26 protein-coding genes and 2 tRNA genes are annotated in these 22,223 nt (G+C 53.6%); 13 read left to right on the top strand and 15 right to left on the bottom strand.

All coding sequences use genetic code 11. The annotated features are described in order from the left end of the window. From GH984_RS07960 to GH984_RS07930, 7 genes are read left to right on the top strand one after another with little or no spacing between them, the layout of a single operon-like run. Positions 1 to 1,431 carry an RNA polymerase factor sigma-54 gene (locus GH984_RS07960; RefSeq protein ID WP_153719692.1) on the top strand — a complete coding sequence of 477 codons (1,431 nt, stop codon included), beginning with the start codon at positions 1 to 3 and terminating at the stop codon, positions 1,429 to 1,431. 9 nt (positions 1,432 to 1,440) lie between these two features. Next, the gene (gene hpf, locus GH984_RS07955) at positions 1,441 to 1,767 is read left to right on the top strand and encodes a ribosome hibernation-promoting factor, HPF/YfiA family (protein ID WP_153719691.1); all 327 of its coding nucleotides are present in this window, start codon (positions 1,441 to 1,443) and stop codon (positions 1,765 to 1,767) included. Between the two features lie 6 nt (positions 1,768 to 1,773). Then, entirely contained in the window at positions 1,774 to 2,241 is a 468-nt protein-coding gene (locus tag GH984_RS07950; RefSeq protein ID WP_153719690.1) for a PTS sugar transporter subunit IIA, read from the top strand. Next, positions 2,217 to 2,741 carry a hypothetical protein gene (locus GH984_RS07945; protein ID WP_153719689.1) on the top strand — a complete coding sequence of 175 codons (525 nt, stop codon included), beginning with the start codon at positions 2,217 to 2,219 and terminating at the stop codon, positions 2,739 to 2,741. The genes GH984_RS07950 and GH984_RS07945 overlap by 25 nt, the downstream gene beginning before the upstream one ends. Next, positions 2,732 to 3,580, top strand: coding sequence for an RNase adapter RapZ (gene rapZ / locus GH984_RS07940; RefSeq protein ID WP_153719688.1), 849 nt, complete (start codon positions 2,732 to 2,734; stop codon positions 3,578 to 3,580). Before GH984_RS07945 ends, rapZ begins: the two co-directional genes overlap by 10 nt. Continuing rightward, a complete protein-coding gene (locus GH984_RS07935) occupies positions 3,577 to 3,987 on the top strand; it encodes a PTS sugar transporter subunit IIA (protein ID WP_153719687.1) in 411 nt (136 codons plus the stop codon). The genes rapZ and GH984_RS07935 overlap by 4 nt, the downstream gene beginning before the upstream one ends. Next, a complete protein-coding gene (locus GH984_RS07930; protein WP_153719686.1) occupies positions 3,971 to 4,252 on the top strand; it encodes an HPr family phosphocarrier protein in 282 nt (93 codons plus the stop codon). Before GH984_RS07935 ends, GH984_RS07930 begins: the two co-directional genes overlap by 17 nt. Before the next feature lie 12 nt (positions 4,253 to 4,264). Here the strand turns inward: GH984_RS07930 and GH984_RS07925 are convergent. From GH984_RS07925 to GH984_RS07885, 9 genes are all read right to left on the bottom strand, one after another. Continuing rightward, positions 4,265 to 4,341 (bottom strand) — tRNA-Met (locus GH984_RS07925). A 53-nt stretch (positions 4,342 to 4,394) separates the two neighbouring features. Next, positions 4,395 to 5,486: a redox-regulated ATPase YchF gene (ychF, locus tag GH984_RS07920; protein WP_153719685.1), complete on the bottom strand. Its 1,092-nt coding sequence runs from the start codon at positions 5,484 to 5,486 to the stop codon at positions 4,395 to 4,397. A 9-nt stretch (positions 5,487 to 5,495) separates the two neighbouring features. Next, complete coding sequence (gene pth / locus GH984_RS07915) at positions 5,496 to 6,077, bottom strand: aminoacyl-tRNA hydrolase (RefSeq protein ID WP_153719684.1); 582 nt, start codon at positions 6,075 to 6,077, stop codon at positions 5,496 to 5,498. Positions 6,078 to 6,107: 30 nt separating this feature from the next. Continuing rightward, the gene (locus tag GH984_RS07910; protein WP_153719683.1) at positions 6,108 to 6,776 is read right to left on the bottom strand and encodes a 50S ribosomal protein L25/general stress protein Ctc; all 669 of its coding nucleotides are present in this window, start codon (positions 6,774 to 6,776) and stop codon (positions 6,108 to 6,110) included. Positions 6,777 to 6,853: 77 nt separating this feature from the next. Further along, positions 6,854 to 7,807: a ribose-phosphate diphosphokinase gene (locus tag GH984_RS07905; protein WP_153719682.1), complete on the bottom strand. Its 954-nt coding sequence runs from the start codon at positions 7,805 to 7,807 to the stop codon at positions 6,854 to 6,856. Between the two features lie 33 nt (positions 7,808 to 7,840). Beyond that, positions 7,841 to 7,915 (bottom strand) — tRNA-Gln (locus GH984_RS07900). Next, a complete protein-coding gene (gene ispE / locus GH984_RS07895) occupies positions 7,895 to 8,773 on the bottom strand; it encodes a 4-(cytidine 5'-diphospho)-2-C-methyl-D-erythritol kinase (protein WP_153719681.1) in 879 nt (292 codons plus the stop codon). The genes GH984_RS07900 and ispE overlap by 21 nt, the downstream gene beginning before the upstream one ends. Further along, a complete protein-coding gene (lolB, locus tag GH984_RS07890; RefSeq protein ID WP_153719680.1) occupies positions 8,770 to 9,366 on the bottom strand; it encodes a lipoprotein insertase outer membrane protein LolB in 597 nt (198 codons plus the stop codon). Before lolB ends, ispE begins: the two co-directional genes overlap by 4 nt. Further along, the gene (locus tag GH984_RS07885) at positions 9,363 to 10,997 is read right to left on the bottom strand and encodes a tetratricopeptide repeat protein (RefSeq protein WP_153719679.1); all 1,635 of its coding nucleotides are present in this window, start codon (positions 10,995 to 10,997) and stop codon (positions 9,363 to 9,365) included. The genes lolB and GH984_RS07885 overlap by 4 nt, the downstream gene beginning before the upstream one ends. Before the next feature lie 87 nt (positions 10,998 to 11,084). Between GH984_RS07885 and hemA the strand changes: the two genes are divergently transcribed. Continuing rightward, complete coding sequence (hemA, locus tag GH984_RS07880) at positions 11,085 to 12,362, top strand: glutamyl-tRNA reductase (RefSeq protein WP_153719678.1); 1,278 nt, start codon at positions 11,085 to 11,087, stop codon at positions 12,360 to 12,362. Next, the gene (gene prfA, locus GH984_RS07875) at positions 12,359 to 13,447 is read left to right on the top strand and encodes a peptide chain release factor 1 (RefSeq protein WP_153719677.1); all 1,089 of its coding nucleotides are present in this window, start codon (positions 12,359 to 12,361) and stop codon (positions 13,445 to 13,447) included. The genes hemA and prfA overlap by 4 nt, the downstream gene beginning before the upstream one ends. 8 nt (positions 13,448 to 13,455) lie before the next feature. On the opposite strand, the gene dksA is transcribed toward prfA, so the two are convergent. Both dksA and GH984_RS07865 read right to left on the bottom strand, forming a co-directional pair. After that, positions 13,456 to 13,887, bottom strand: a complete 432-nt coding sequence (dksA, locus tag GH984_RS07870) for an RNA polymerase-binding protein DksA (RefSeq protein WP_153719676.1) — start codon at positions 13,885 to 13,887, stop codon at positions 13,456 to 13,458. A 64-nt stretch (positions 13,888 to 13,951) separates the two neighbouring features. Further along, positions 13,952 to 15,025 (bottom strand): 3-deoxy-7-phosphoheptulonate synthase, encoded by a 1,074-nt coding sequence (locus GH984_RS07865; protein WP_153719675.1) that lies wholly within the window; start codon positions 15,023 to 15,025, stop codon positions 13,952 to 13,954. 97 nt (positions 15,026 to 15,122) lie between these two features. Between GH984_RS07865 and GH984_RS07860 the strand changes: the two genes are divergently transcribed. The 3 genes from GH984_RS07860 to GH984_RS07850 are packed head-to-tail and all read left to right on the top strand — an operon-like array spanning position 15,123 to position 16,956. Continuing rightward, on the top strand, positions 15,123 to 15,389 hold the full coding sequence (locus GH984_RS07860) for a Trm112 family protein (RefSeq protein ID WP_153719674.1): 267 nt from the start codon (positions 15,123 to 15,125) through the stop codon (positions 15,387 to 15,389). Next, entirely contained in the window at positions 15,386 to 16,222 is an 837-nt protein-coding gene (prmC, locus tag GH984_RS07855) for a peptide chain release factor N(5)-glutamine methyltransferase (RefSeq protein ID WP_216643641.1), read from the top strand. Before GH984_RS07860 ends, prmC begins: the two co-directional genes overlap by 4 nt. Continuing rightward, the gene (locus tag GH984_RS07850; RefSeq protein ID WP_369692002.1) at positions 16,219 to 16,956 is read left to right on the top strand and encodes a HesA/MoeB/ThiF family protein; all 738 of its coding nucleotides are present in this window, start codon (positions 16,219 to 16,221) and stop codon (positions 16,954 to 16,956) included. The genes prmC and GH984_RS07850 overlap by 4 nt, the downstream gene beginning before the upstream one ends. Here the strand turns inward: GH984_RS07850 and hslO are convergent. Genes hslO through gatC form a run of 4 tightly spaced genes read right to left on the bottom strand, consistent with a single transcriptional unit; the run spans position 16,950 to position 21,053 of the window. Further along, positions 16,950 to 17,840, bottom strand: coding sequence for an Hsp33 family molecular chaperone HslO (hslO, locus tag GH984_RS07845; protein ID WP_153719673.1), 891 nt, complete (start codon positions 17,838 to 17,840; stop codon positions 16,950 to 16,952). The two genes, GH984_RS07850 and hslO, sit on opposite strands and share 7 nt — an antisense overlap. Next, the gene (gene gatB / locus GH984_RS07840; protein ID WP_153719672.1) at positions 17,833 to 19,263 is read right to left on the bottom strand and encodes an Asp-tRNA(Asn)/Glu-tRNA(Gln) amidotransferase subunit GatB; all 1,431 of its coding nucleotides are present in this window, start codon (positions 19,261 to 19,263) and stop codon (positions 17,833 to 17,835) included. The genes hslO and gatB overlap by 8 nt, the downstream gene beginning before the upstream one ends. A gap of 9 nt (positions 19,264 to 19,272) precedes the next feature. Further along, positions 19,273 to 20,730, bottom strand: a complete 1,458-nt coding sequence (gene gatA, locus GH984_RS07835; RefSeq protein ID WP_153719671.1) for an Asp-tRNA(Asn)/Glu-tRNA(Gln) amidotransferase subunit GatA — start codon at positions 20,728 to 20,730, stop codon at positions 19,273 to 19,275. A 35-nt stretch (positions 20,731 to 20,765) separates the two neighbouring features. Then, the gene (gene gatC / locus GH984_RS07830) at positions 20,766 to 21,053 is read right to left on the bottom strand and encodes an Asp-tRNA(Asn)/Glu-tRNA(Gln) amidotransferase subunit GatC (RefSeq protein ID WP_153719670.1); all 288 of its coding nucleotides are present in this window, start codon (positions 21,051 to 21,053) and stop codon (positions 20,766 to 20,768) included. A gap of 119 nt (positions 21,054 to 21,172) precedes the next feature. Between gatC and GH984_RS07825 the strand changes: the two genes are divergently transcribed. Next, a complete protein-coding gene (locus GH984_RS07825; RefSeq protein WP_153719669.1) occupies positions 21,173 to 22,216 on the top strand; it encodes a rod shape-determining protein in 1,044 nt (347 codons plus the stop codon). The last annotated feature ends 7 nt before the right edge of the window (positions 22,217 to 22,223 follow it).

Here is a 22,223-nt window from a genome sequence, read left to right as displayed (position 1 = left end):
ATGAAACACGCCCTACAGCTCCGGCTTGGTCAGCAACTGACAATGACGCCGCAACTACAGCAGGCCATTCGCCTACTGCAGTTGCCCGCAGCGGAGCTGAATCTTGAAATTCGTGAAGCGCTTGAATCCAACCTGATGTTGGAAGCCGAAGAAGAAGCGCACGTGCTCGACAACAACGCGCCAGAAGAATTACCCCCACGCATCACTGATCCATCAGAGGCCCCCCTAGGAACAGACGCACCTGATGCAGCCACGATGGGCGAATCGCTGCCAGGTCAAGATAGCTGGCCCGTCTACGACCGACCATCTCACGACATCGATTCACTGGAGAACACAGCGGCACCTGCGCCGTCACTAACCGAACATTTACGCTGGCAGCTAACCCTATCCGGGCTGAGCGAACGTGATCTCACGATTGCTGATGCGGTGCTCGATGCAATTAACGAAAATGGCTATCTCAGTGAGCCTTTAGAAGAAATTGCGACGACACTGCCCATCGATTTTGCGGTGGAATTTGACGAACTGACCGCGGTACTTGCCTTTATCCAGCATCTTGACCCGCTTGGGGTGGGTGCCCGCAGCCCTCAAGAAGCGCTACGCATTCAGCTAGAGGCACTGCCTGAGTCAACGCCTTATCGCAGCGAGGCCGTCACGCTCGTCACCGAACACCTCGCGCTATTAGGCCAACAGCAACTCGAGCAACTTCAGCAACAGTTGAATGTGACTGAAGACACCCTTCAGGGTGCAATTACCCTCATTCAGCAAATGGATCCACATCCAGGGTCGCAATTTAGTGAGACCCGCACCGAATATGTCGTGCCTGATTGCTTTGTGCGAAAACAAAATCATCGCTGGAATGTTGAGATAAACCCGGAGGCATCTCCCCGGCTTCGCGTAAACAATTACTACGCGGGCATGATTAAACGTGCGGATGACAGTGCCGATAACAATCTTATGCGACAGCATCTGCAAGAAGCCAGATGGCTGATTAAAAGCTTACATTCGCGGGATGAAACCCTGCTCAAAGTGGCACGCTGCATCGTTGAGCGCCAGCAAGCATTTTTTGAGCATGGCGAAGAATCTATGCAGCCCCTTGTGCTCCGTGAAGTGGCGGAGGTAATCGATATGCATGAGTCAACGGTCTCTCGCATTACCAACCAAAAGTACATGTACACGCCGCAGGGCACACTTGAATTTAAGTATTTTTTCTCCAGCCATGTGCAAACCGCGGATGGAGGCGCATGCTCAGCAACAGCAATCAGGGCAAAACTACGCCGTCTGATTGGTCAAGAAAAATCACAGCAGCCCCTAAGCGACTCAAAACTGGCAAACATTCTGCAAGAAGAAGGCATTCATGTTGCTCGACGTACCGTTGCCAAATACCGAGAAGCCATGGGCATTCCCTCTTCAACCGAGCGAAAACGAGGCTAAGGAGTTACTATGAAAATTGACGTTACCGGTCATCATGTAGACGTAACGGACGCGCTGCGCGATTATGTCGCCGAGAAATTTCAGCGCCTGGAGCGACATTTTGACAACGTTGTCGATGTACATGTCATTCTCACGGTTGAGCGCAGTGAGCAGAAAGCAGAAGCAACTGTTGCCCTTAGTGGGGCGCGTTTGTTTGCCGATGCCACGGGAGCGGACATGTACGCGGCCATTGACTTACTGATCGACAAACTGGATCGGCAAGTGGTGAAGCACAAGGAAAAGCGCACCGACCACCATCGCGCCGAAGGCAGTGTTGGACCAACCTTAGAGCCTTAGGTAAATATGGAACTTGGAACGCTTATCGATTCACAACGGGTGCGCTGCGGTGTTGACGTCACAAGTAAAAAGCGCAGCCTAGAACTGCTCAGTGAATTACTGACTGACGATTTGGATGCCGCAAGCACCCGTACAATATTCGAGGGCCTAACGCTGCGCGAGCGCTTAGGGAGCACAGGGTTGGGGCATGGCGTGGCGCTGCCGCATAGCCGTGGAGCTTCAATCGAAACGCCACGGGCGGCCGTCATCCGACTGGATAAGCCCATCGATTTTGATGCCGTCGATAAAGAGCCTGTCGATCTGATATTCGCTTTACTGGTCCCTGAGAGCAGTAATGATGAACATCTGCGCATCTTAGCTCGCCTTGCTGAGATGTTTCGGGACACCGCATTTTGTGCCCGGTTACGCGCCTGCCGGTCCAATACCGATCTGTATGGCAGCCTCATTGAATGGCAGAGCCAAAATACGGGTTAACCCAACAAGTCTCCGGCACGCTTATGCGGGTGCATGGCGTGGGCATTCTTATTACCGGAGATGCCGGAGCGGGTAAAAGCGATACCGCCTTGGCTCTGCTCAAGGCAAATCAACAACTCGTCGCAGATGATGCGGTTATCGTAACGCAATCCAATACTGGCATGCCCAAGGGTTCTTCGCCGCCGGCCGCACGCGGTTTACTGTTTTTGCGTGGCATTGGCATTATCGACGTGGCAACACATTTTGGTCATAAATCACTGGTTAAAATCACGGATGTTGAACTGCGAGTGCACATAGAGTTAGGCGGACAACAGCCCGGTCAGCTTATAGAGGAATGGTGCCCTGTGGCGTATCATGGACTGACGATTCCGACCCTTCAGTTCTCATCCACACGTCCGTTGGCGTCGCTCATCATGATTGCAGCTCAAGAATGGCGTCAGGGCAGGCCTGGAAAAACCGCAACCGAAAAACTTATGGCAAGGCACGCAACATGCGATTAGTCATTATCAGTGGCCTTTCTGGCTCCGGCAAAAGTGTAGCGCTGGCAACGCTTGAGGACTGCGGCTTTTACTGCATCGACAACCTTCCAGCCGCCTTACTGCAACAGTTTGGTGCCCACCTAATGCAGGCGGGTGACGAGAATCCTTACGCGGTGGGTATCGATGCGCGTAACCGACCCAGTGAGCTTGCACGAATTCCAGAAATATTGGATGAACTCAAAGCCCAAGGGCTTCAATTAGAAATCGTTTTTTTAGATGCAGACACGCCTACTTTGTTGAAGCGCTTCTCCGAAACACGCCGCCGCCACCCATTAAGCAACTCAGACACCCCCCTTGCCGAGGCCATTCAGGGCGAGCGAGACTTATTGATGCCGCTTCATGGTCGCGCTGATTTGACGCTGGACACCACGCACACAACACTGCACGAGCTGCGACAAATCGTAAGACAACGGCTTGTGCAAAGCCCCAACACACTCTCTGTGTTACTGCAGTCTTTTGGTTTTAAGCATGGCACCCCGCCGGATGCAGATTTTGTGTTTGATAGCCGTTGTCTGCCTAACCCGCATTGGCAGGCGGCACTCAGAGCGATGACGGGTAAAGATGCACCGGTGGTGGAGTATTTGGCAGGAAATGCCATGGTCGGCCGCTACGAAAGCCAGGTGCTCGGATTTTTAAAAGAGTGGCTGCCTGTCTTTGAAGCGGAAAATCGCAGCTATCTCACCATTGCCATCGGTTGTACCGGCGGCCAACATCGATCGGTTTATTTGGTGGAACGGCTAGCCAAACAGTTAGAGTCAGGGCATATTGCGGTGTCTGTTAGGCATCGAGAGCTGCCATGAACGTTGCAATTTTGCTGATCACCCATCAAGGTCTTGGCGCTGCCATGCGGCAGACCGTTGAAGAAATCATGGGCGATCCGCCACTATCAATGGCATGTATTGAGCCAGGTCTCAATGAATCCGTGGGAAGAGCCCGTCAGCGCGCGCTAGAAACCGCTGATCAGCTTTCAGCGGAGTACGACGGTGTACTGATACTCACAGATGCGTATGGCGCGACACCCTGCAACATCGCGGTTGCGGTGGGTGAGCAACAGCAAGCACCGGTGGTCACTGGGCTTAATTTGCCAATGCTACTGCGTGTGATGAGTTATCCCTCACTGAGCCCGCATAGTTTGGCTGCCAAGGCGTTATCCATTGCCGAAGATGGAATTACTTTGGCTACTCCTCAACATGCCCCCGTGCATTGAAATCAACGTCGCTATCGTTAACCAACGCGGCTTGCATGCGCGCGCTGCCGCAAAGCTTGTTGCAGCCGCCACCTCTTTTAGTGCTGAAATCACGATCGCTCATAATCAGCAGGTAGCTAATGCAAAAAGTATCTTAGGATTAATGATGCTAGCCGCCAGCCAAGGCGGCGAACTTCGAGTCAGCGCAACCGGTGCTGATGCCGAAGCGGCCGCCGCAGCGCTTAAAGCGCTCGTAGAATCTGGCTTTAACGAGTTGCCCGAATAAGCGTTGCTAAAATGGTGGCTACGGGTGGATTCGAACCACCGACCCCATCATTATGAGTGATGTGCTCTAACCAGCTGAGCTACGTAGCCAAATAAGAAGGACGCAAGTATCCAGAGCCTAACGGGTACTGTCAACTCGCGCTTTAGACGTTGAACCGAAAATGGCAAATATCGCCTTCCTGCATGCGATAGTCTTTACCCTCCAAGCGCATGCGCCCGGCCTCTTTTACAGCCTGCTCGCTGCCCGCTGCAATGTAATCATCAAAGCTGATGACCTCGGCACGAATAAAACCCCTTTCAAAATCCGTATGAATACGCCCAGCAGCTTGTGGCGCGGTGGCACCCTCTCCTACCGTCCATGCGCGTACTTCCTTAGGGCCCGCTGTAAAGAAGGTCAGCAGCTGCAACAACCCATACCCACTCCGAATCAAGCGATTCAAACCGGGCTCAGATAAACCATAGACTTCAAGCAGCTCTGCTTGCTCATCAGGCTCTAGTTGGGCGAGCTCCGCCTCGATGGCGGCCGATAATGGCACCACGGGGGCGCCTTCCTTATCTGCCAAGGCCTGCACGCTATCGAGCAGCGCATTATCTGAAAAACCATCTTCAGCTACATTGGCCACATACAAAACCGGCTTCGCGGTCAGCAAATGCAGCTCAGCAATGGCCTCCTGTGCCGTTTCATCTAGCGACTGCGCACGCACGGGTACGCCTTCGTTTAGTGCTGCCTCAATCTGCTTCAGGGCGTCGCGTGCCGCAATGGCTACCTTATCAACGGCCTTGGCTCGCCTTGTTTGGCGTTCTATAGCCCGCTCCACCGAGTCAAGATCGGCCAGTAGCAATTCGGTATTAATCGTTTCGATATCGGCAACTGGACTGACACGGCCTTCTACATGATGCACATCGTCGCTTTCAAAACAACGCACCACATGCGCAATGGCATCGGTTTCGCGAATATTCCCCAAAAACTGATTGCCCAGCCCTTCACCGCGTGAGGCGCCGGCAACAAGGCCGGCAATATCGACAAACTCCATCGTGGTTGGAATCACGCTCTCCGGCTTAATGAGAGCGGCCAACTGCGACAAGCGTGGGTCAGGCACCGCAACAATCCCGACGTTTGGATCAATCGTACAAAACGGATAATTTTCCGCTGGGATTTCGTTACGCGTCAGCGCATTAAAAAGCGTAGACTTGCCCACGTTTGGCAGGCCAACAATTCCGCATTTAAATCCCATCTTTGCTCCTTAGAGACGCCGATGCAGCGTCTGTTGCGCCTGCGCCCACTGCCCTGATATCAAATCGGGCACACAGGCCAACCCGGCCTCGATGCCTGACTGAATGACGGCTTTTTCCTCGCGCCCTGGTTCTCCGAGCACATACGGCACCACCAAGTCACTACTCCCTGGATGCCCAACACCGATGCGTAGGCGACGAAAGTCCGAACCGCCCAGCGCCGAAACAATATCGCGCAGCCCATTGTGCCCCCCGTGCCCGCCATTTTCCTTAAGCCGCAAAACACCCGGCGCAAGGTCAATTTCATCATGTACAACAAGCACATTAGGGCGAGCCAACCGATAAAAATTCACGATTGCACTAACCGACCGGCCGCTATGATTCATGAAGGTTGATGGGCACAAAAGATGCACAACACCCTGCTCGCTGGCCCATTGGCCATGCCAACCATAAAATTTGCTGGATTCCCGCAGACTAACGCCCTGCTGCGCTGCCAATGCCGCTACAAACCAGAACCCGGCATTATGCCGGGTCCCTTCATAACGTGATCCGGGGTTGCCCAGACCTACAATCAGTTGAAACGCCGCGGCCATGTTCACCGCGTGCGTTCCATCAGCGCTGGCTTACTCGCTGTCGTCAGCAGATTCACCGGCACTATCGTCGGCTGCCTCATCCGAGTCACCCGCCTCGTCTTCTTCCTCAGAGACTACGCGTGGTGCATTAATGCTAACCAATACCGGATCGTGGTCATGCTCGGGGTCAAGTGCCGTGAAAGCCACGCCTTCTGGCGGCGTGAGATCAGACAAATGAATCGAATGACCCAGTTCTAGCTCTGCCACATCGACATCAATCGAACCAGGCAGATCATCTGGCAAACATTCCACTTCCACCTCAATGGCATCGTGATGCACCACGCCACCACCCAGCTTCACGCCTTTCGCGGTCTCTTCGTTCAAAAAGTGCAGAGGCACGGTCTGACGCATTTTCTCGCCAGCCTTAATGCGCAATAAATCCATGTGCGTGACAAGCGGCTTAAATGGATGACGTTGCATATCCTTTAAGATCGCTTTCTCGACTCGCTTACCCTTAACTTTTACATCGAGGATTTGCGAGAAAAATCCTTCTTCACGCAACAGCCGTAAGACCTGCTCCTCATTAAACGTTAGAGAAACAGGCGCCTTACCGGCACCATACATAATACCTGGGATTTGCTTCGCTTGACGCAGGCGGCGGCTCGCACCCTTCCCCTGATCTTCGCGAACGGTTGCATCCAGCTTAAGTTCAACCGTCATGTGTCGTTACTCCAATTAAAAAATAAAACCGCCCATGGCGGCTGTCACCCCCGCGACCAGAGATGACGCTTCAACGATCAGTCAACAAATAACTCGCTAACCGACTCATCATTATTAACCCGCCGCATCGTCTCGGCGAGCATTTCTGCCAGCGAAAGCTGACGAATTCGGTCACAGGCTTGACCAGCCTCTGACAACGGAATGCTATCCGTTACCACCACTTGATCAAGATGACTTTCCTCGATACGGCTAATGGCGGGCCCCGATAATACCGGATGAGTAATGTACGCAACCACCTTGCCTGCACCCCGCTCTTTCAGCGCCGTTGCCGCTTGGCAGAGCGTGCCGGCCGTATCAATAATATCGTCGACAATGATACAGGTCTTATCCTGGACATCCCCAATAATATTCATTACCTCAAGCTCATTCGCTCTCGGCCGGCGTTTATCGATGATGGCAAGGTCTGCATTATCAAGCCGTCGGGCCACCGCGCGAGCACGCAGAACACCACCCACATCAGGGGATACAACGATTTTATCGGCGTAAGTCTGACGCCAAATATCACCCAATAGAACGGGTGATGCGTAGACATTGTCGACGGGAATATTGAAAAAACCCTGAATCTGATCGGCATGCAAATCGACAGTGACCACCCGATTGATACCGGCCGTGGTGATCATATCGGCAACTAGCTTTGCGGTAATGGGTACACGTTGTGAGCGCTGACGCCGGTCTTGTCGCGCGTATCCGTAATAGGGAATGACCGCCGTAATCCGTGCTGCTGAAGAGCGTCTCAGCGCATCCGCGATCACGAGTAATTCCATCAGGTTATCGTTGGTTGGCTGGCAAGTTGGCTGAATAATGAAAACATCGTGGCCGCGCACGTGCTCATTAATTTCGACCTGTACTTCACCGTCACTAAAGCCGGTAACTAACGCATCGCCAACACGAATCTTAAGATGTGCAGCAATTGCATGGGCCAATGCGGGATTTGCATTCCCGCTGAAGAGCATCATGCTTCCGTTTTCCATCGTGGTGAGCCCCGCGTCGACCTATCTGAAAAATGGCTGGGGCGGCAGGATTCGAACCTGCGCATGCGGGGATCAAAACCCCGTGCCTTACCGCTTGGCTACGCCCCAGTTGTCAATGCCCTCGATCGCTAGTCGATCGCAGAGCGGCGAGCGATTCTTCGCTCTGCAGACCCAGCTATCTAGGCCTTTACTCAGTTGTCGCTGCGCGGCCTCAGCCGCAGACTGCGACGGATACTCGGCAAACGCACAACCCCCCGTTCCAGTGAGCTTTGCGGCCCCCAACCGACCGAGCTCATCAAGCACTGCGGCAATTTTGGGGTACAACCGCCGAACTACCGGCTCACAATCGTTGCGCATGCCTTCATCCCCAACGGCGCGTATTGTTAACTCTGCAGTATTGCGTGTCAATTTACTGTCATGAAAAACAACTGCTGTTTGTACATTAACCCCCGGATTTACCATTAGCAGCCAGGGCTGATTCATACTAAGCGGAGTCAATACTTCCCCCACACCGTCGGCCCAAGCAGCAACCCCGCCCACAAACACCGGCACATCTGCGCCTAGTTGCAAAGCCAAGGTCATTAAGTCTTTGGGGGTAAGCTCGCAGCCCCATAAATGGTTCAATGCCACCAAGGTAGTCGCGGCATTCGAGCTTCCGCCTCCTAAGCCACCCCCAATAGGAATACGCTTTTCCACGTGAATACTCACGCCCTTGGTAATGCCCGCTTTGCCGCGGAGTAACTCGGCTGCCTTTACCACTAAATCTTGTGCTGGCGGTAAATTAGCTATTCCGCCCGTTCTTTCTACGGCCGAATGCTCGGTCAGCGTAAAGGTTAATTCATCAACCGGCTCGGCAAATTGAAACGCGGTTTGCAACGTATGGTAGCCATCGGGGCGACGCCCTGTGATATGCAAAAAACGATTGATTTTGGCCGGCGCCGGCCAAGCGTGTGAGACTCCGCTCATTCTTCGATCGTCCAATTTCTTACCGCAAGCCGTACTTTTGACCCTTCACCCTCAGCCCAAATCCGACCGGGCAACTCATAACCATTAATCACTTGATAGCGATCATATTGAATCACCCAGTCATTTTGGCGCAGCTCAATCAACTGCCCAGACGCGTTAACCCGCGCCTGCCCCGATAACCACGGCGCTGCATGCCCTGTCACCCAATAGCGCAAAATTTCCACCGGCCAATCCACGCCCGTTACCGCCTGTAACAACTCACGTGCATCCCGTGCGACATACGTCTTGCCATCACCCGTTTTTAGCACCACTTCGTCGTTATCGCGGCGTAAATCCAAATTCCCAACGCCTAAGGTCCCTCGTAACGCTAGCCGATACTGATCGGCTGACTGCGCCCATTGCACACTGGCGCTCCCGGCCTCATCACCTGCCTCAAGTGCTGCACGCCCCGTCAAGGTCCAGTGCGCTGGGCGCGCTGGCGCAGACCATTGATCTAAATCTAGCACCTCTATCTGCTCTTCCATGGGCATTGGCGGCTTTGTGGCACAACCCGCCAACAGTAGTAGCGGCAAAAGCGCTAGAACCCACCTCATGGATCGAGCCTTTGCGTGGTTTCACGCAACACAGGATGGTCGGGATGTGTTACCAGCACGGGCGCCCAAATTTCTCTTGCTCTGGCGCGTTGCCCCAGGACCCATAGAACTTCACCCAAATGGGCGGAAATTTCTGGATCATCTGATGCAAGCGCATACGCCCTTTCTAGGTAGCTCAGCGCGCGCTCCGGATCGCCTTGGCGAAAAGCAGCCCACCCCATGCTATCGATCACAGCGGGATCATCCGGTGCTGCTTCGTAAGCACGCTCAATCATGGCAGCACCTTCGTCAATTCGATCCGTTTGATCAACCAGGGTATATCCCAGTGCATTCAGTGCCGCCGGGTTGTTCGGATCAACCGCAAGAATTTCTTCCAATGCCTCAATGGCGGGTTCCACCGCATCTAGCATCACGAGGACAAGGGCACGGCTATAGCGAAGATCTAAATCATCCGGATGCGCGAGCAAGGCTGCGTTAAATACCTGCAAAGCTGCCCCTGGCTCATCCTGCATTCGCAGCATCTCGCCCTCACTGCGCCATGCGCTAGCGGCCAGCTCCGGATGTTCTGAGCGCACCGCACTGAGCTCTTCATAGGCTTGATCAAATCGCTCCTGGCGGGCCAGAATCCAGGCAATACGCATCATTGCCTCACCCTGCAGCAAACCACGAACATTTCGATAATAGCGCAACGCTTCAGTCCAAACCGCGCCTTGCTCTGCCAACTGACCCAGCCAAAAATTTGCCTGATCGGCTTGGCCTGGCTGCTTCTTAAGGGCACGCAGCAACTGTCCTGCGTAACGCAGATCGCCCGCTTGCATCGCCAGCATAGCGGCGTTGGTCATAATTTCTGAGGAGCTGACACCATCCTCTATTAAGCTTCGATATGCCGCCAATGCCAATGCGCTTTGTTCCTGCATCAGTAGCACATCCACCCTAACCAAACGCGCAGTAACCCAATCAGGACGCAATGACAGGGCTTGCTCAACCGCTTCGCGCGCTATCGATAGCGCTTCACGCGATAGAGCAAGACGGGCTAGCGCTAATTGCGCCGCCGCGGAGCTAGGCTGTTCTGCCGCTAATCGCTGCATCAAAGCCAATGCTTCATCCGGCATATTGGGCTGCATAAGCAGGCTGCCAAGCCGACCAATCAAGGCATCACGCTCTGACTGCTCGGCCGGGAGATTTTGACTTAAAATGGAGTAAGCGCCCTCAAGATTACCCTGCTGAATCGTCAAAACACCCAACAGCTGGCGTGCATCTACACTGTCAGGGGCTAGCGATAGCCAGCGTTTTGTTGCCGCCATCGCCACCTCATAATCATCCTCGCGCAGCGCAACCTCTACTGCACGCCGCACAACTTGAACATCTTCACTTTGCGCGGCAGCAGTTGCGTATGACTCAATCGCCGTGTTTGTCTGGCCCCGAGCTAACGCCATTTCTGCTAGCAAAATTTTAGTGAGCAGCGCATCGTCTGAAATCGGGCTTAAGTCTTCAGATTCCACCCATCGAAGATCAGCTGCAAGCGCCCTACTATCTGATTCAGACAGCGATGAACTGGCGCACCCAGTCAGCAGCACAATCCCACATAAAGTGAGCCATTTCAGGTAGCCTGCGGGACAAAAACGTTCCATCAAAATTCTCGTGTTAGCTAAAAAGCACCGAAGACGGATAACATAGTGTGATTATTTCAGTTTCATAGTGCCAGTTACTCAAACTCAATGCCTGTTGTCACTCTTGGCCTAAATCACAAAACAGCACCGGTGCCGGTTCGCGAGCGCGTTGTTATATCAACCGATCGCCTGGATGCGGCACTGAGCGCATTGGCACGGCGCCCGGGGGTGTGCGAGGCGGCTGTTATTTCGACATGCAACCGCACCGAAATCCACGCCGTACTAGCACCCGAGGCCACTCCCGCTATTCTGCAACGCTGGCTAGAAGCTGAACAGGGCCTAGACCCTGAATGGCTCACACCCTACCTTTATGTGCATGAGGGGCGCGATGCCATTCGGCATTTATTGCGCGTTGGCGCTGGCCTAGACTCTTTAGTGCTAGGCGAGCCACAGATCCTTGGACAAGCAAAACTGGCCTATCATTCCGCAGCACGCGCTGGATTGCTCGGCCAGATCCTACAAAGACTCTTTCAGCACGCCTTTGCCGTTGCCAAACGTGTGCGCACAGAAACCGATATTGGTGCTTATCCTGTGTCGGTTGCTTTTGCTGCTGTTACGCTAGCCCGGCAAATATTTGGTGGGCTAGAGTCGAGCGCAGCGCTACTTATCGGCGCTGGCGAAATGATTGAGCTGACTGCGCGGCATTTTCATGAACAGCCCGTTAAAGGCTTATTCATTGCCAATCGCAGCCGAGAGCGAGCTGAGCGGTTGGCTAGTCTTCACGCCGGCTCAGCATTAACGCTTGAAGAAATTCCCTCGCATCTTGCTAAGGTGGATATCGTTGTATCCTGTACGGCAAGTGAACAGCCGGTTGTTGAACTGGCCGCCGTTAAGGAAGCTTTAAAACACCGGCGCCGACGGCCTATTTTTATGGTGGATCTTGCCGTGCCGCGAGATATCGACCCTGCCATTGAGCAACTCGACGACGTCTTTTTGTATAGCATCGACGACTTACGCGGCGTGGTTGAACGTAACATGCGATCGCGCGCTGCGGCGGCTGAAGCCGCTGAAGCTCTGGTCGAAACACAAACCGACCGATTTATGGACTGGGTTCGCACACTCGATGCGGTTAGTACCATTCGGCGTTTCAGGCAACACGGCGAGCGAGAACGAGAGTTCGCGCTAGAGCAGGCACGCCGAAGCCTAGCTGCCGGGCAACCGGCTGAGCGCGTACTCGAGATTTTGGCACATCGGCTGACCCGCAAGCTATTACACGTTCCGACAGTGGGGTTACGACAAGCGGCACGTACAGGGGATCCAGCCATCATTCAGCAAAGTCGCTGGCTATTGGGCCTCGAAGACAGCGATGAAAAGGATACGGAATGAAAGACTCGCTTCGGCGCAAACTCGAAAGACTGGCTGAACGTCACCAAGAAATTGAAGGGCTGTTAGCAGACCCTAGCATCATCGCTGATTCCAACCAGTTCACTCGGCTTTCGCGCGAATACGCACGCCTTGAGCCAGTAACACGTACGCTTGCTGACTTCTCTCACCACGAAGCAGCGCTAAAGAATGCACAAACCATGCTGGCAGAAAAGGATCCAGAACTTCGAGAATTGGCTGAAGAAGAGGCCAACACGGCATCAGCAGCACTTGAAGAGCTCGAAGCGCAACTCAAAGTTCTCATGCTGCCAGAAGACCCCAACGATGCCCGGAATACCTTTTTAGAAATTCGGGCAGGCACTGGGGGCGATGAGGCTGCTTTGTTTGCCGGCGATTTATTACGTATGTATTTACGCTATGCCGAACAGCTTGGCTGGAAAACGGAAATCATTAGTGAAAGCGACGGTGAGCAAGGCGGCTATCGAGAGGTGGTTGCGCGTATTGCCGGTGATCGTGTGTATTCCCGGCTTAAGTTTGAGTCTGGTGCACATCGCGTACAGCGCGTACCAACCACCGAATCGCAGGGACGCATTCATACCTCTGCCTGCACCGTTGCGGTGCTACCAGAGGCTGAAGCACTCGATGAAATTGAAATAAACCCGGCAGAGCTGCGCATTGATACCTTTCGCGCCTCGGGCGCCGGCGGGCAGCATGTGAACAAAACTGACTCTGCCGTGCGCATCACGCACCTACCAACCGGTGTTGTTGTGGAATGTCAGGATGAAAGATCACAGCATAAGAATCGAGCCAAGGCGCTTTCCTTATTACAAGCCCGATTGATGGATCAAGAGCGTGAGGCTGCGGCAAGTGAGCGTAGCGAAACCCGAAAACTATTAGTGGGTAGTGGCGATCGCTCAGAGCGCATTCGCACGTATAACTTTCCGCAGGGTCGCGTCACTGATCATCGAATCAATCTGACTTTATATAAACTCGACGAGATTTTGATGGGGCAACTTGACCCCATCATCGACCCGCTTATCAGTGAATATCAGGCTGATCAGCTTGCCGCGTTAGCCGACGACGGCTAACGCGGCAATTAAGCAACGCGTTGTTTTTCGCGCAGTTCTTCGAGCGTTTTACAATCCACACACAAGGTGGCTGTAGGGCGCGCCTCTAGCCGACGTAAACCGATCTCGACGCCGCATTGGTCGCAATAGCCGTAATCGTCCATACGAATGCGATCCATTGTCTGATCAATCTTGCGAATTAGCTTACGCTCACGATCACGCGTTCGTAGCTCGAGGGCAAACTCTTCTTCTTGCGTTGCCCGATCAGCTGGGTCCGCATAGTGGCTTGCATCGTCGCGCATATGACTGACCGTGCGCTCCACTTCATCTTGAAGCTGCTTTTTCCACGCTTCTAGAATTGCTTGAAAATGAGCCAGTTGTGCCTCATTCATGTACTCCTCGCCTTTTTTTGGCGCGTACGGCTCAATGCCACGAACCGGGAGCGTTGCCTTGTCGGTCATTATCCACCTCCATTGAATCGGTCGATGATTCAACCCTTCAACGAGCCTCAGGTCAAGCCCAAAATTAACTAACTCTGGCTAATAACGGCTGATGCAGCCGCTGCGCAGCGTCTTTTAGTAGCTTTTCCGTTGTTGGCCAGTCAATACACCCATCGGTAATGGATACTCCATACTCGAGCGCAGACAGATCCTCTGTCAGCTTTTGGGCACCCCATCCGATATTGCTTTCAATCATCACCGCCACAATCGAGCGATTACCCTCGATGATTTGGTTGACTAAGTTTTCCATAACCAATGGCTGAAGCGCGGGATCTTTATTGGAATTTGCATGACTGCAATCCACCATTAACTTGGTGGGCAAGCCGGCATCATCGAGCGCTTTTTCTGATAGGGCGACGCTGACTGAGTCATAATTCGGCTGCCGCCCACCCCGCAGCACCATGTGGCCGTACCGGTTACCCGCCGTGCGAATAATGGCCGAGCGCCCCTCTTGCTGGGTAATACCTAAAAAGCTGTGCGGACTGGAGGCAGAACGCAATGCATTAATTGCCACTTCCAGATTTCCGTCGGTGCCATTTTTGAATCCAACCGCCGTTGATAGGCCACTTGCCATTTCGCGATGCGTTTGTGACTCAGTGGTGCGCGCACCAATGGCCGTCCAGCTAATCAAATCTCCCAAATACTGCGGCGTAATCGGATCAAGCGCTTCCGTACCCGTGGGCAACCCCATTTCCGCTAAGGTCAGTAATAACTGCCGAGCTCTGGCAATGCCCTCTTCGATATCAAAGCTATCATCCATGTAAGGATCGTTAATAAGCCCTTTCCACCCAACGGTGGTGCGAGGCTTCTCAAAGTACACGCGCATCACGATATACAGAGACTCGCCTAGCTCATCATGCAGCGCTTTAAGCCGCTTGGCGTAGTCAATCGCTGCCTCGGTGTCGTGCACAGAGCAGGGGCCAATCACCACGAGTAACCGCGGATCAGTGCCATCTAAGATGGCCTCCACCGTCTTACGCCCAGACTCTACGGTTGCACGTGCCGTTTCCGTCAGCGGAAAACGCGCTTTCATTTCAGCCGGTGTTGGCAAAGGTTCTTGGGCAATCACATTAATATTGTCGATCGGGGCTTCGCTCATCACTGATCCCACATCGTTAATTGATAAAAATTCACTCCAGCCGTCATGTTAGCTCGACACATTGAAATTGGCTATCGCATGGTATTCTATTGCCACTATGGGAATTGATAGAAAACTACTCGATGTTCTTTGTTGCCCGGTTACCAAGCAACCGGTACGGATGCTTCGGCGAGACGAGTTATCCGCACTCAATGCGCGCATCGAAACCGGTGAAGTGCATTATCAAGACGACACAATAGTAGAGAATCCATTGTCTGAAGGCCTAATCACCGCTAACGACGAGCGCATTTATCGGATCGACGACGGCATTCCGATCATGCTGGAGGAACGCGCGATCACGTTGCGGGCTGCTGGCTTGAAGTGAGCGCCACGCGCACGCTGGCGCAAGCCCGTCAAGCCGGCCTGCTGGCACTAAAAGGGCAACAATCGTCTGCTCGATTAGACGTAGACTGCTTGCTCGCGGCAGCAACCGGCCTATCACGCAGCCAAATCCTGGCTTTTGGCGAGCGACTACTTAGTTATGTTGAAGACGAGCAATTTAGTGCTTTACTAGATCGCCGCCAACGTGGCGAGCCCATTGCCCATCTGCTCGGTCAAAGAGACTTTATTGATTTCACCCTTAAAGTCGCACCGTGCGTGCTAATCCCTCGCCCAGAAACTGAACATTTAGTTGAGGCTGCTCTTGAGCAACCGGCCGACCGTGTCCTTGACCTTGGCACTGGCAGTGGCTGCATTGCCATTGCGCTGGCACGCGCTTGGCCAGAGAGCACCATTCATGCGGTGGATTACAGTACCGAGGCGCTGGCCATTGCTCAGCAAAACGCACAGGCACTAAAGGTTGAGCACATTTCATTTTTTACTGGCGATTGGTACGAACCGGTTGCCCAATACCGATATGATCTAATCGTATCCAATCCACCTTATATGGGGTTGAATGAACCCGAATTGCAGCAGGGTGATGTCCAATTTGAACCGTCGCTCGCCCTAACTTCAGGCACTGATGGATTATCAGCGCTCAGGCAAATCATTGCAGGCGCCGCGGCTAGACTCAACGCAAGGGGGCGACTCTGGGTGGAGCATGGCTATCAGCAAGCCAAGGCTGTTCGTGACTTAATGGCAGCACATGATCTGGTTAACATTGAAACCCGTTATGACCTTGCCGGCCAAGAACGTATTACAGGGGGACGAGCGCAGTGAAGGATGAAGCACTTTTGCGGTATAGCCGTCAGATCATGGTTCGCGGCTTTGACCTTGAAGGCCAAGATCGCCTACTCGATAGTCGCGCTTTGATCATTGGGCTTGGCGGGCTCGGCTCACCCGCCTCGCTATACTTGGCTGCAGCTGGCGTTGGCACGCTGATCTTGGCGGATGATGATGTGGTGGATCTCACCAACCTACAGCGCCAAATCTTGCATGGCACGCAGGATGTAGGACGCCCAAAGACCGATTCAGCGCGCCAACGGCTAGCGGCGCTTAACGATCAAATAGAGCTCATCACGCTTAACGAACGGCTTACCGCTGAGCGCTTGCATGAGTTAGTAGCAACCGTGGATATCGTATTAGACGGCAGCGATAACTTTGCCACCCGCTTTGCGGTGAATGCTGCCTGTGTTGCTGCATCTAAACCGCTCGTTTCAGCCGCCGTTATTGGACTGGATGGACAAATTGGCGTCTTTCGACCTGACTTAGACGGCCCCTGCTATCGATGCGTATTTGCTGATACAGGCGAAGAGGCACAAAGCTGCAGCGAAACCGGGGTGCTAGGCCCGCTTACTGGCGTAATGGGCAGCCTGCAAGCCGTTGAGGCCGTTAAGGTACTGAGTGGCTTAGGTGAGCCGCTCAACAGCCGACTGCTGGTGGTTGATGCGCTTACCCAGACCTGGCGGCGAATGAACTTACAACGCGATCCAAACTGCCCGGTTTGTCAGTGAGAGCGCTGACTATCTGGGGCACGCGCAATCGGACTGGTCAATAACGCTTCGACATCGACTTCATCGAACGGGTAAAGGGCATTACAGAACTCACATCGCACCTCAACCTGCCCCTCTTCAGCCAAGGTTTCCCGAATCTCTTCTTCGCCAAGGCTCAACAGCATTGCGGCAACGCGCTCCTCGGAGCAGCGACACTGAAATCGGTACGACAGTGGGTCAAACAAGCGAATCGTCTCTTCATGGAAAAGACGCTGTAGCAAAGTGAGCGGTGGCAACTGCAAAAGCTCTTCTGGCTGAACCGTGGCGGCAAGGTGGCCTGCCCGATCCCATGCGTCTTCATCATGCCCGGGCTGACCGGGCAAACGTTGCAGTAAAAGGCCAGCTGCTGCATCTCCCTCAGCCGCTAACCAAACCCGCGTTAAAAGCTGCTCAGATTCTAGAAAATACCGCTCTAGCGCTTGGGCAAGCGTGCCTCCGCCCACATCCACAATGCCCTGATAACGATCTGGCTCGGCGTCTGGCTCAATCGTTATAGCCAAAGTGCCCTCGGGCGCCTGCACAGACAAAGGCGCGCCATCGGGCACTTCGCCATTAAAGCGCGCCATCGCTCTAAGTCCGCCGTCGCTACGCGCCTGTATTAAGAGTAGGGCCATCGGCCCGTTAGACTGCAACTGCAAAGTCAGGGCGCTCGGATATTTTAAGGTGGCCGCTAGTAGCGTTGCTGCCGCCAGCCCCTCACCAATCAGCCTCTGAACCCCCGGCGGGTAGCCGCCACGATGCATCACCTCTTGAGTGGTTTCACGCAGCTGAACAAACTGCCCACGCACATCGGCCTGGTCAAAAATAAAGCGTTGCAGCTGATCTGACTCGTCTTTCTCAGCCATCCAGCTTTCGCTTTAAAATTTCATTCACCTGTTGTGGGTTGGCTTTCCCGCCTGACGCTTTCATGGTTTGCCCCACAAAAAAGCCCATTAATTTGGTCTTGCCGGCTCGGTATTGTTCCAATTGGCCGGGATTAGCGGCAATGACCTCATCAATTACCGCCTCAATCGCACCGGCATCGGTCACCTGCTCCAGTCCACGCTCTGCAATAATCGCATCGGCCTCTTGCCCGGTTTCCCACATCACTTCAAAGACCTCTTTGGCAATTTTTCCAGAGATGGTGTTATCCGTAATACGAGCAACTAGCGCGCCTAATGCCTGCGCACTGATCGGGCTGGTATTGAGCTCAACGCCCGTGCGGTTAAGCGCTGCTGAGAAATCACCCATCACCCAATTGGCCGCTAACTTTGCGTCTGCTTGCGCGGCAACGATCTCAAAAAAGTCGGCCAACTCACGACTGGCGGTCAGAACGCCGGCGTCATAGTTCGACAGACCGTATTGCTCCACAAACCGCTGCCGGCGAACATCCGGTAGCTCAGGCAACTCCGCTCTTACCTCATCAATAAAGGCCGAATCAATCTCTAGGGGAAGCAGATCAGGATCAGGAAAATACCGATAGTCGTTGGCTTCTTCTTTGCTGCGCATCGGCCGCGTTTCGCCCCGGTCAGAGTCAAATAACCGGGTTTCCTGAACAATCTCACCGCCAGCCTCGAGCACCTCAATTTGGCGCTCTATCTCGTAGTTAATTGCGCGATCAACAAACCGAAACGAATTTAGGTTTTTAATTTCTGTTCGGGTCCCAAATTTCTCTGTGCCCACCGGCCGCACCGATACATTGGCATCACACCGAAAGCTGCCTTCCTGCATATTGCCATCGCAAATCTCAAGATATCGCACCAAGGCATGCATCTTTTTCATGTAGGCCACCGCCTCACGTGCGCTGCGCAAATCAGGCTCGGACACAATCTCAAGCAAAGGCGTACCGGCACGGTTTAAATCGATGCCACTCATGCCAACAAAGCCTTCATGAAGGCTTTTGCCCGCGTCTTCTTCCAAGTGGGCGCGCGTAACACCAATTCGCTTAATCGAGCCATCCTCTAAATCGATATCCAGATGCCCTTGCCCCACCACTGGCAGCTCATACTGAGAAATCTGATAACCCTTGGGCAGATCTGGATAAAAATAATTTTTGCGCGCAAACACAGAGCGCCCTGCAACCTCAGCGTCAAGTGCTAGGCCCAAGCGAACGGCATACCGAACCGCGCGTTCATTAAGCACCGGCAAAACGCCTGGCATACCCAAATCAATCGCACAGGCCTGCACATTTGGCTCTGCGCCGTATGCTGTGGCCGCGCCAGAGAAAATTTTGGTTTTAGTGGCCAGCTGCGCATGCAACTCCAGCCCGATTACTGCTTCCCACTGCATGGTCTTGCCCTACCTATCCATTGCCGGCCGGCGCGTATGCCAGTCGGAATGCTGTTGGAAATCATGAGCCGCCGCTAAAAGTCGGCCCTCATCAAAATACTGCCCGATAAGCTGCAAACCCACCGGCAATCCGTTATCTAAGCCAGCCGGTATCGACAGTGCCGGCAAACCGGCCAGGTTTACGGCAATCGTAAAGATGTCGGATAGGTACATCTGGACCGGATCATCTGACTTTTCACCCACACTAAACGCGGTTGAGGGTGCCGTTGGGCCAGCAATCACATCTACATCAGCAAACGCTCGGGTAAAGTCATCACGAATCATTCGCCGAACCTGCTGAGCTTTGAGGTAGTACGCATCAAAATAACCGGCCGACAGGGCATACGTGCCAATCATAATGCGCCGCTTGACCTCTTCACCAAAACCTTCACCGCGACTGCGCTTATACAAATCTTCAAGATCAACGGGATTTTCACATCGATAGCCATAGCGCACGCCATCAAAGCGTGACAAATTTGAAGACGCTTCGGCTGGTGCAATCACGTAGTACACCGGTACCGCAAGCTCGGTGTTGGGTAGCGAAATTTCTACAAGCTCCGCACCCGCCTCGCGCATGGTTGTAATTGCCGCCTCCATAGCGGCCTGCACGCCCGGCGCCACCCCTTCGGCATTGAAATACTCTTTGGGTAAGCCGACACGCAAGCCTTTTAATGCACCCGGCTTAAGGGCTTGTTGATAGTTTGGCACCGGCTGATCAACGCAGGTGGAGTCACGTGAATCAAAACCTGCCATTGCCTGCAACATCATCGCCAGATCTTCAGCGGTTGTTGCCATCGGCCCGGCCTGGTCAAGACTGGAAGCAAAGGCGATCATGCCGTATCGAGAAATACGTCCATAGGTGGGTTTTAGACCGCAAATTCCGGTTAACGCAGCAGGCTGCCGAATTGACCCACCGGTATCGGTACCTGTAGCTGCCGGTACAAGACGGGCTGCCACGGCTGCTGCAGACCCACCCGAAGAGCCACCGGGCACCCGCGTTTGATCCCACGGGTTACGCACCGGGCCATACCAACTCGTTTCATTAGACGAGCCCATCGCAAACTCATCCATATTGGTCTTGCCCACACAGATGGTACCGGCAGCCTGCAGCTGCTCGACCACAAATGCATCGTAAGGCGGAGCAAAATTATCAAGCATTCGACTGGCACAGCTGGTGCGCACATCATGCGTGCAAAAGATATCTTTATGCGCAATGGGAATGCCGGTTAGAGGGCCCGCTTGGCCTTTTGCTCGAAGTTGATCGGCTTTTGCCGCGGCCTCGAGTGCTTGCTCCGGTAGTACCGTTATAAAAGCGTTCAGCGCTTCAGCGTCTTCTATGGCTTTTAGCGTGGCGCTAACAAGCTCTACGCTCGAGCAGTCTCCTTTTTGCAAGGCAGCCGATAACTCGGCAATCGTACGGTCATGCATGATAATCAGGTCCTGATATGGCTTGTACAGCCAAATTATTCGATAACGCGGGGAACGAGGTAGCAGCCATCACTCACACTAGGTGCCAGTGCTTGGAAGCGCTCACGCTCGTTGGGCTCACTGACTTGATCTGGCCGCAAACGTTGAGTCATCTCGAGAGGATGCGCCATCGGCTCCACATCTTTGCTATCGACCTCTGCCAACCGATCGACAAAGGCCAGAATATCCGACAAGTTGCGGGCATGCGCTTCGGATTCCTGTTCGTCTACAGCAAGCCTTGCCAAATGCGCGATCTGCCCCACTTGGGCGGCATCGATCGACATGAACTACTCCTTATCCAGTAAAATTCAGTAAAGGCGGAAAAATAGCATACACTCCGGCTTGCCCAAACCCCCGCGCGTTGATAAATTGAGCGATCTTTTCTAACCGGCTGGATTAGTGCATGTTCAAGGGCATACGAGGTATTTTTTCCACAGATCTTTCAATTGATCTAGGAACAGCAAACACCCTCATTTATTCACGTGGTCAATCCATTGTGCTTGACGAGCCATCGGTTGTCGCTATTCGTCAAGACCGGGATGGTGGCCCCAAAACTATTGCTGCAGTCGGACGAGAAGCAAAACTGATGCTGGGTAGAACACCCGGCACAATTAAAGCCATTCGCCCACTGAAAGACGGCGTTATCGCCGATTTCACTGTCACCGAAAAAATGCTGCAGCATTTTATAAAAAAGGTGCATGAGGCACGCTTTTTCCGCCCCAGCCCGCGTGTTTTGGTTTGTGTGCCTTGCGGGTCTACACAGGTTGAGCGCCGCGCTATTAGAGAATCAGCAGCCGGCGCGGGAGCCCGAGAAGTTTATTTGATTGAAGAGCCAATGGCAGCCGCCATTGGCGCGAACATGCCCGTTAGTGAGGCGCGCGGCTCAATGGTGCTCGACATTGGCGGCGGCACCTCAGAGGTGGCCGTTCTGTCACTCAACGGTATTGTCTACTCGGCTTCGGTGCGCATTGGCGGCGATAAATTTGATGAATCGATTGTTAACTATGTGCGTCGCAACTACGGCATTTTAATAGGTGAGGCCACGGCTGAGCGCATTAAACATGAAATTGGGCAAGCCTTCCCGGGTAACGAGGTGCGCGAGCTTGAAATTAAAGGGCGCAACTTAGCCCAAGGCATCCCACGGAGTTTTACGCTAAACAGCAACGAGATGCTTGAAGCCCTACAAGAGCCACTGGCTGGTATTGTGGGGGCAGTAAAAACAGCTTTAGAGCAAACACCGCCTGAGCTAGGTGCCGACGTTGCTGAGCGCGGCATTGTATTGACGGGTGGTGGTGCGCTCTTAAGAAATCTCGATCGCTTGTTAATGGAAGAGACCGGTCTGCCCGTGATTATTGCAGAGGACCCACTCACCTGCGTTGCTCGCGGTGGTGGTCGAGCCCTCGAAATGATGGATGAAAAAGGCGCCGATCTGTTCACAAGCGAGTAAACGCTAG

The sequence above is a fragment of the Spiribacter salilacus genome (assembly GCF_009649225.1).
Lineage (GTDB): Bacteria > Pseudomonadota > Gammaproteobacteria > Nitrococcales > Nitrococcaceae > Spiribacter > Spiribacter salilacus.
The sequence above is the reverse complement of the archived record's forward strand: the minus strand, read 5'-3'. Positions and strand labels throughout refer to the sequence as shown.

Bases quoted from the DNA above. Each gene is read 5' to 3' on its own strand.
- GH984_RS07960 (WP_153719692.1), top strand. From the start codon at position 1: ATGAAACACGCCCTACAGCTCCGGCTTGGTCAGCAACTGACAATGACG.
- hpf (WP_153719691.1), top strand. From the start codon at position 1,441: ATGAAAATTGACGTTACCGGTCATCATGTAGACGTAACGGACGCGCTG.
- GH984_RS07950 (WP_153719690.1), top strand. From the start codon at position 1,774: ATGGAACTTGGAACGCTTATCGATTCACAACGGGTGCGCTGCGGTGTT.
- GH984_RS07945 (WP_153719689.1), top strand. From the start codon at position 2,217: ATGGCAGAGCCAAAATACGGGTTAACCCAACAAGTCTCCGGCACGCTT.
- rapZ (WP_153719688.1), top strand. From the start codon at position 2,732: ATGCGATTAGTCATTATCAGTGGCCTTTCTGGCTCCGGCAAAAGTGTA.
- GH984_RS07935 (WP_153719687.1), top strand. From the start codon at position 3,577: ATGAACGTTGCAATTTTGCTGATCACCCATCAAGGTCTTGGCGCTGCC.
- GH984_RS07930 (WP_153719686.1), top strand. From the start codon at position 3,971: ATGCCCCCGTGCATTGAAATCAACGTCGCTATCGTTAACCAACGCGGC.
- ychF (WP_153719685.1), bottom strand. From the start codon at position 5,486: ATGGGATTTAAATGCGGAATTGTTGGCCTGCCAAACGTGGGCAAGTCT.
- pth (WP_153719684.1), bottom strand. From the start codon at position 6,077: ATGGCCGCGGCGTTTCAACTGATTGTAGGTCTGGGCAACCCCGGATCA.
- GH984_RS07910 (WP_153719683.1), bottom strand. From the start codon at position 6,776: ATGACGGTTGAACTTAAGCTGGATGCAACCGTTCGCGAAGATCAGGGG.
- GH984_RS07905 (WP_153719682.1), bottom strand. From the start codon at position 7,807: ATGGAAAACGGAAGCATGATGCTCTTCAGCGGGAATGCAAATCCCGCA.
- ispE (WP_153719681.1), bottom strand. From the start codon at position 8,773: ATGAGCGGAGTCTCACACGCTTGGCCGGCGCCGGCCAAAATCAATCGT.
- lolB (WP_153719680.1), bottom strand. From the start codon at position 9,366: ATGAGGTGGGTTCTAGCGCTTTTGCCGCTACTACTGTTGGCGGGTTGT.
- GH984_RS07885 (WP_153719679.1), bottom strand. From the start codon at position 10,997: ATGGAACGTTTTTGTCCCGCAGGCTACCTGAAATGGCTCACTTTATGT.
- hemA (WP_153719678.1), top strand. From the start codon at position 11,085: ATGCCTGTTGTCACTCTTGGCCTAAATCACAAAACAGCACCGGTGCCG.
- prfA (WP_153719677.1), top strand. From the start codon at position 12,359: ATGAAAGACTCGCTTCGGCGCAAACTCGAAAGACTGGCTGAACGTCAC.
- dksA (WP_153719676.1), bottom strand. From the start codon at position 13,887: ATGACCGACAAGGCAACGCTCCCGGTTCGTGGCATTGAGCCGTACGCG.
- GH984_RS07865 (WP_153719675.1), bottom strand. From the start codon at position 15,025: ATGAGCGAAGCCCCGATCGACAATATTAATGTGATTGCCCAAGAACCT.
- GH984_RS07860 (WP_153719674.1), top strand. From the start codon at position 15,123: ATGGGAATTGATAGAAAACTACTCGATGTTCTTTGTTGCCCGGTTACC.
- hslO (WP_153719673.1), bottom strand. From the start codon at position 17,840: ATGGCTGAGAAAGACGAGTCAGATCAGCTGCAACGCTTTATTTTTGAC.
- gatB (WP_153719672.1), bottom strand. From the start codon at position 19,263: ATGCAGTGGGAAGCAGTAATCGGGCTGGAGTTGCATGCGCAGCTGGCC.
- gatA (WP_153719671.1), bottom strand. From the start codon at position 20,730: ATGCATGACCGTACGATTGCCGAGTTATCGGCTGCCTTGCAAAAAGGA.
- gatC (WP_153719670.1), bottom strand. From the start codon at position 21,053: ATGTCGATCGATGCCGCCCAAGTGGGGCAGATCGCGCATTTGGCAAGG.
- GH984_RS07825 (WP_153719669.1), top strand. From the start codon at position 21,173: ATGTTCAAGGGCATACGAGGTATTTTTTCCACAGATCTTTCAATTGAT.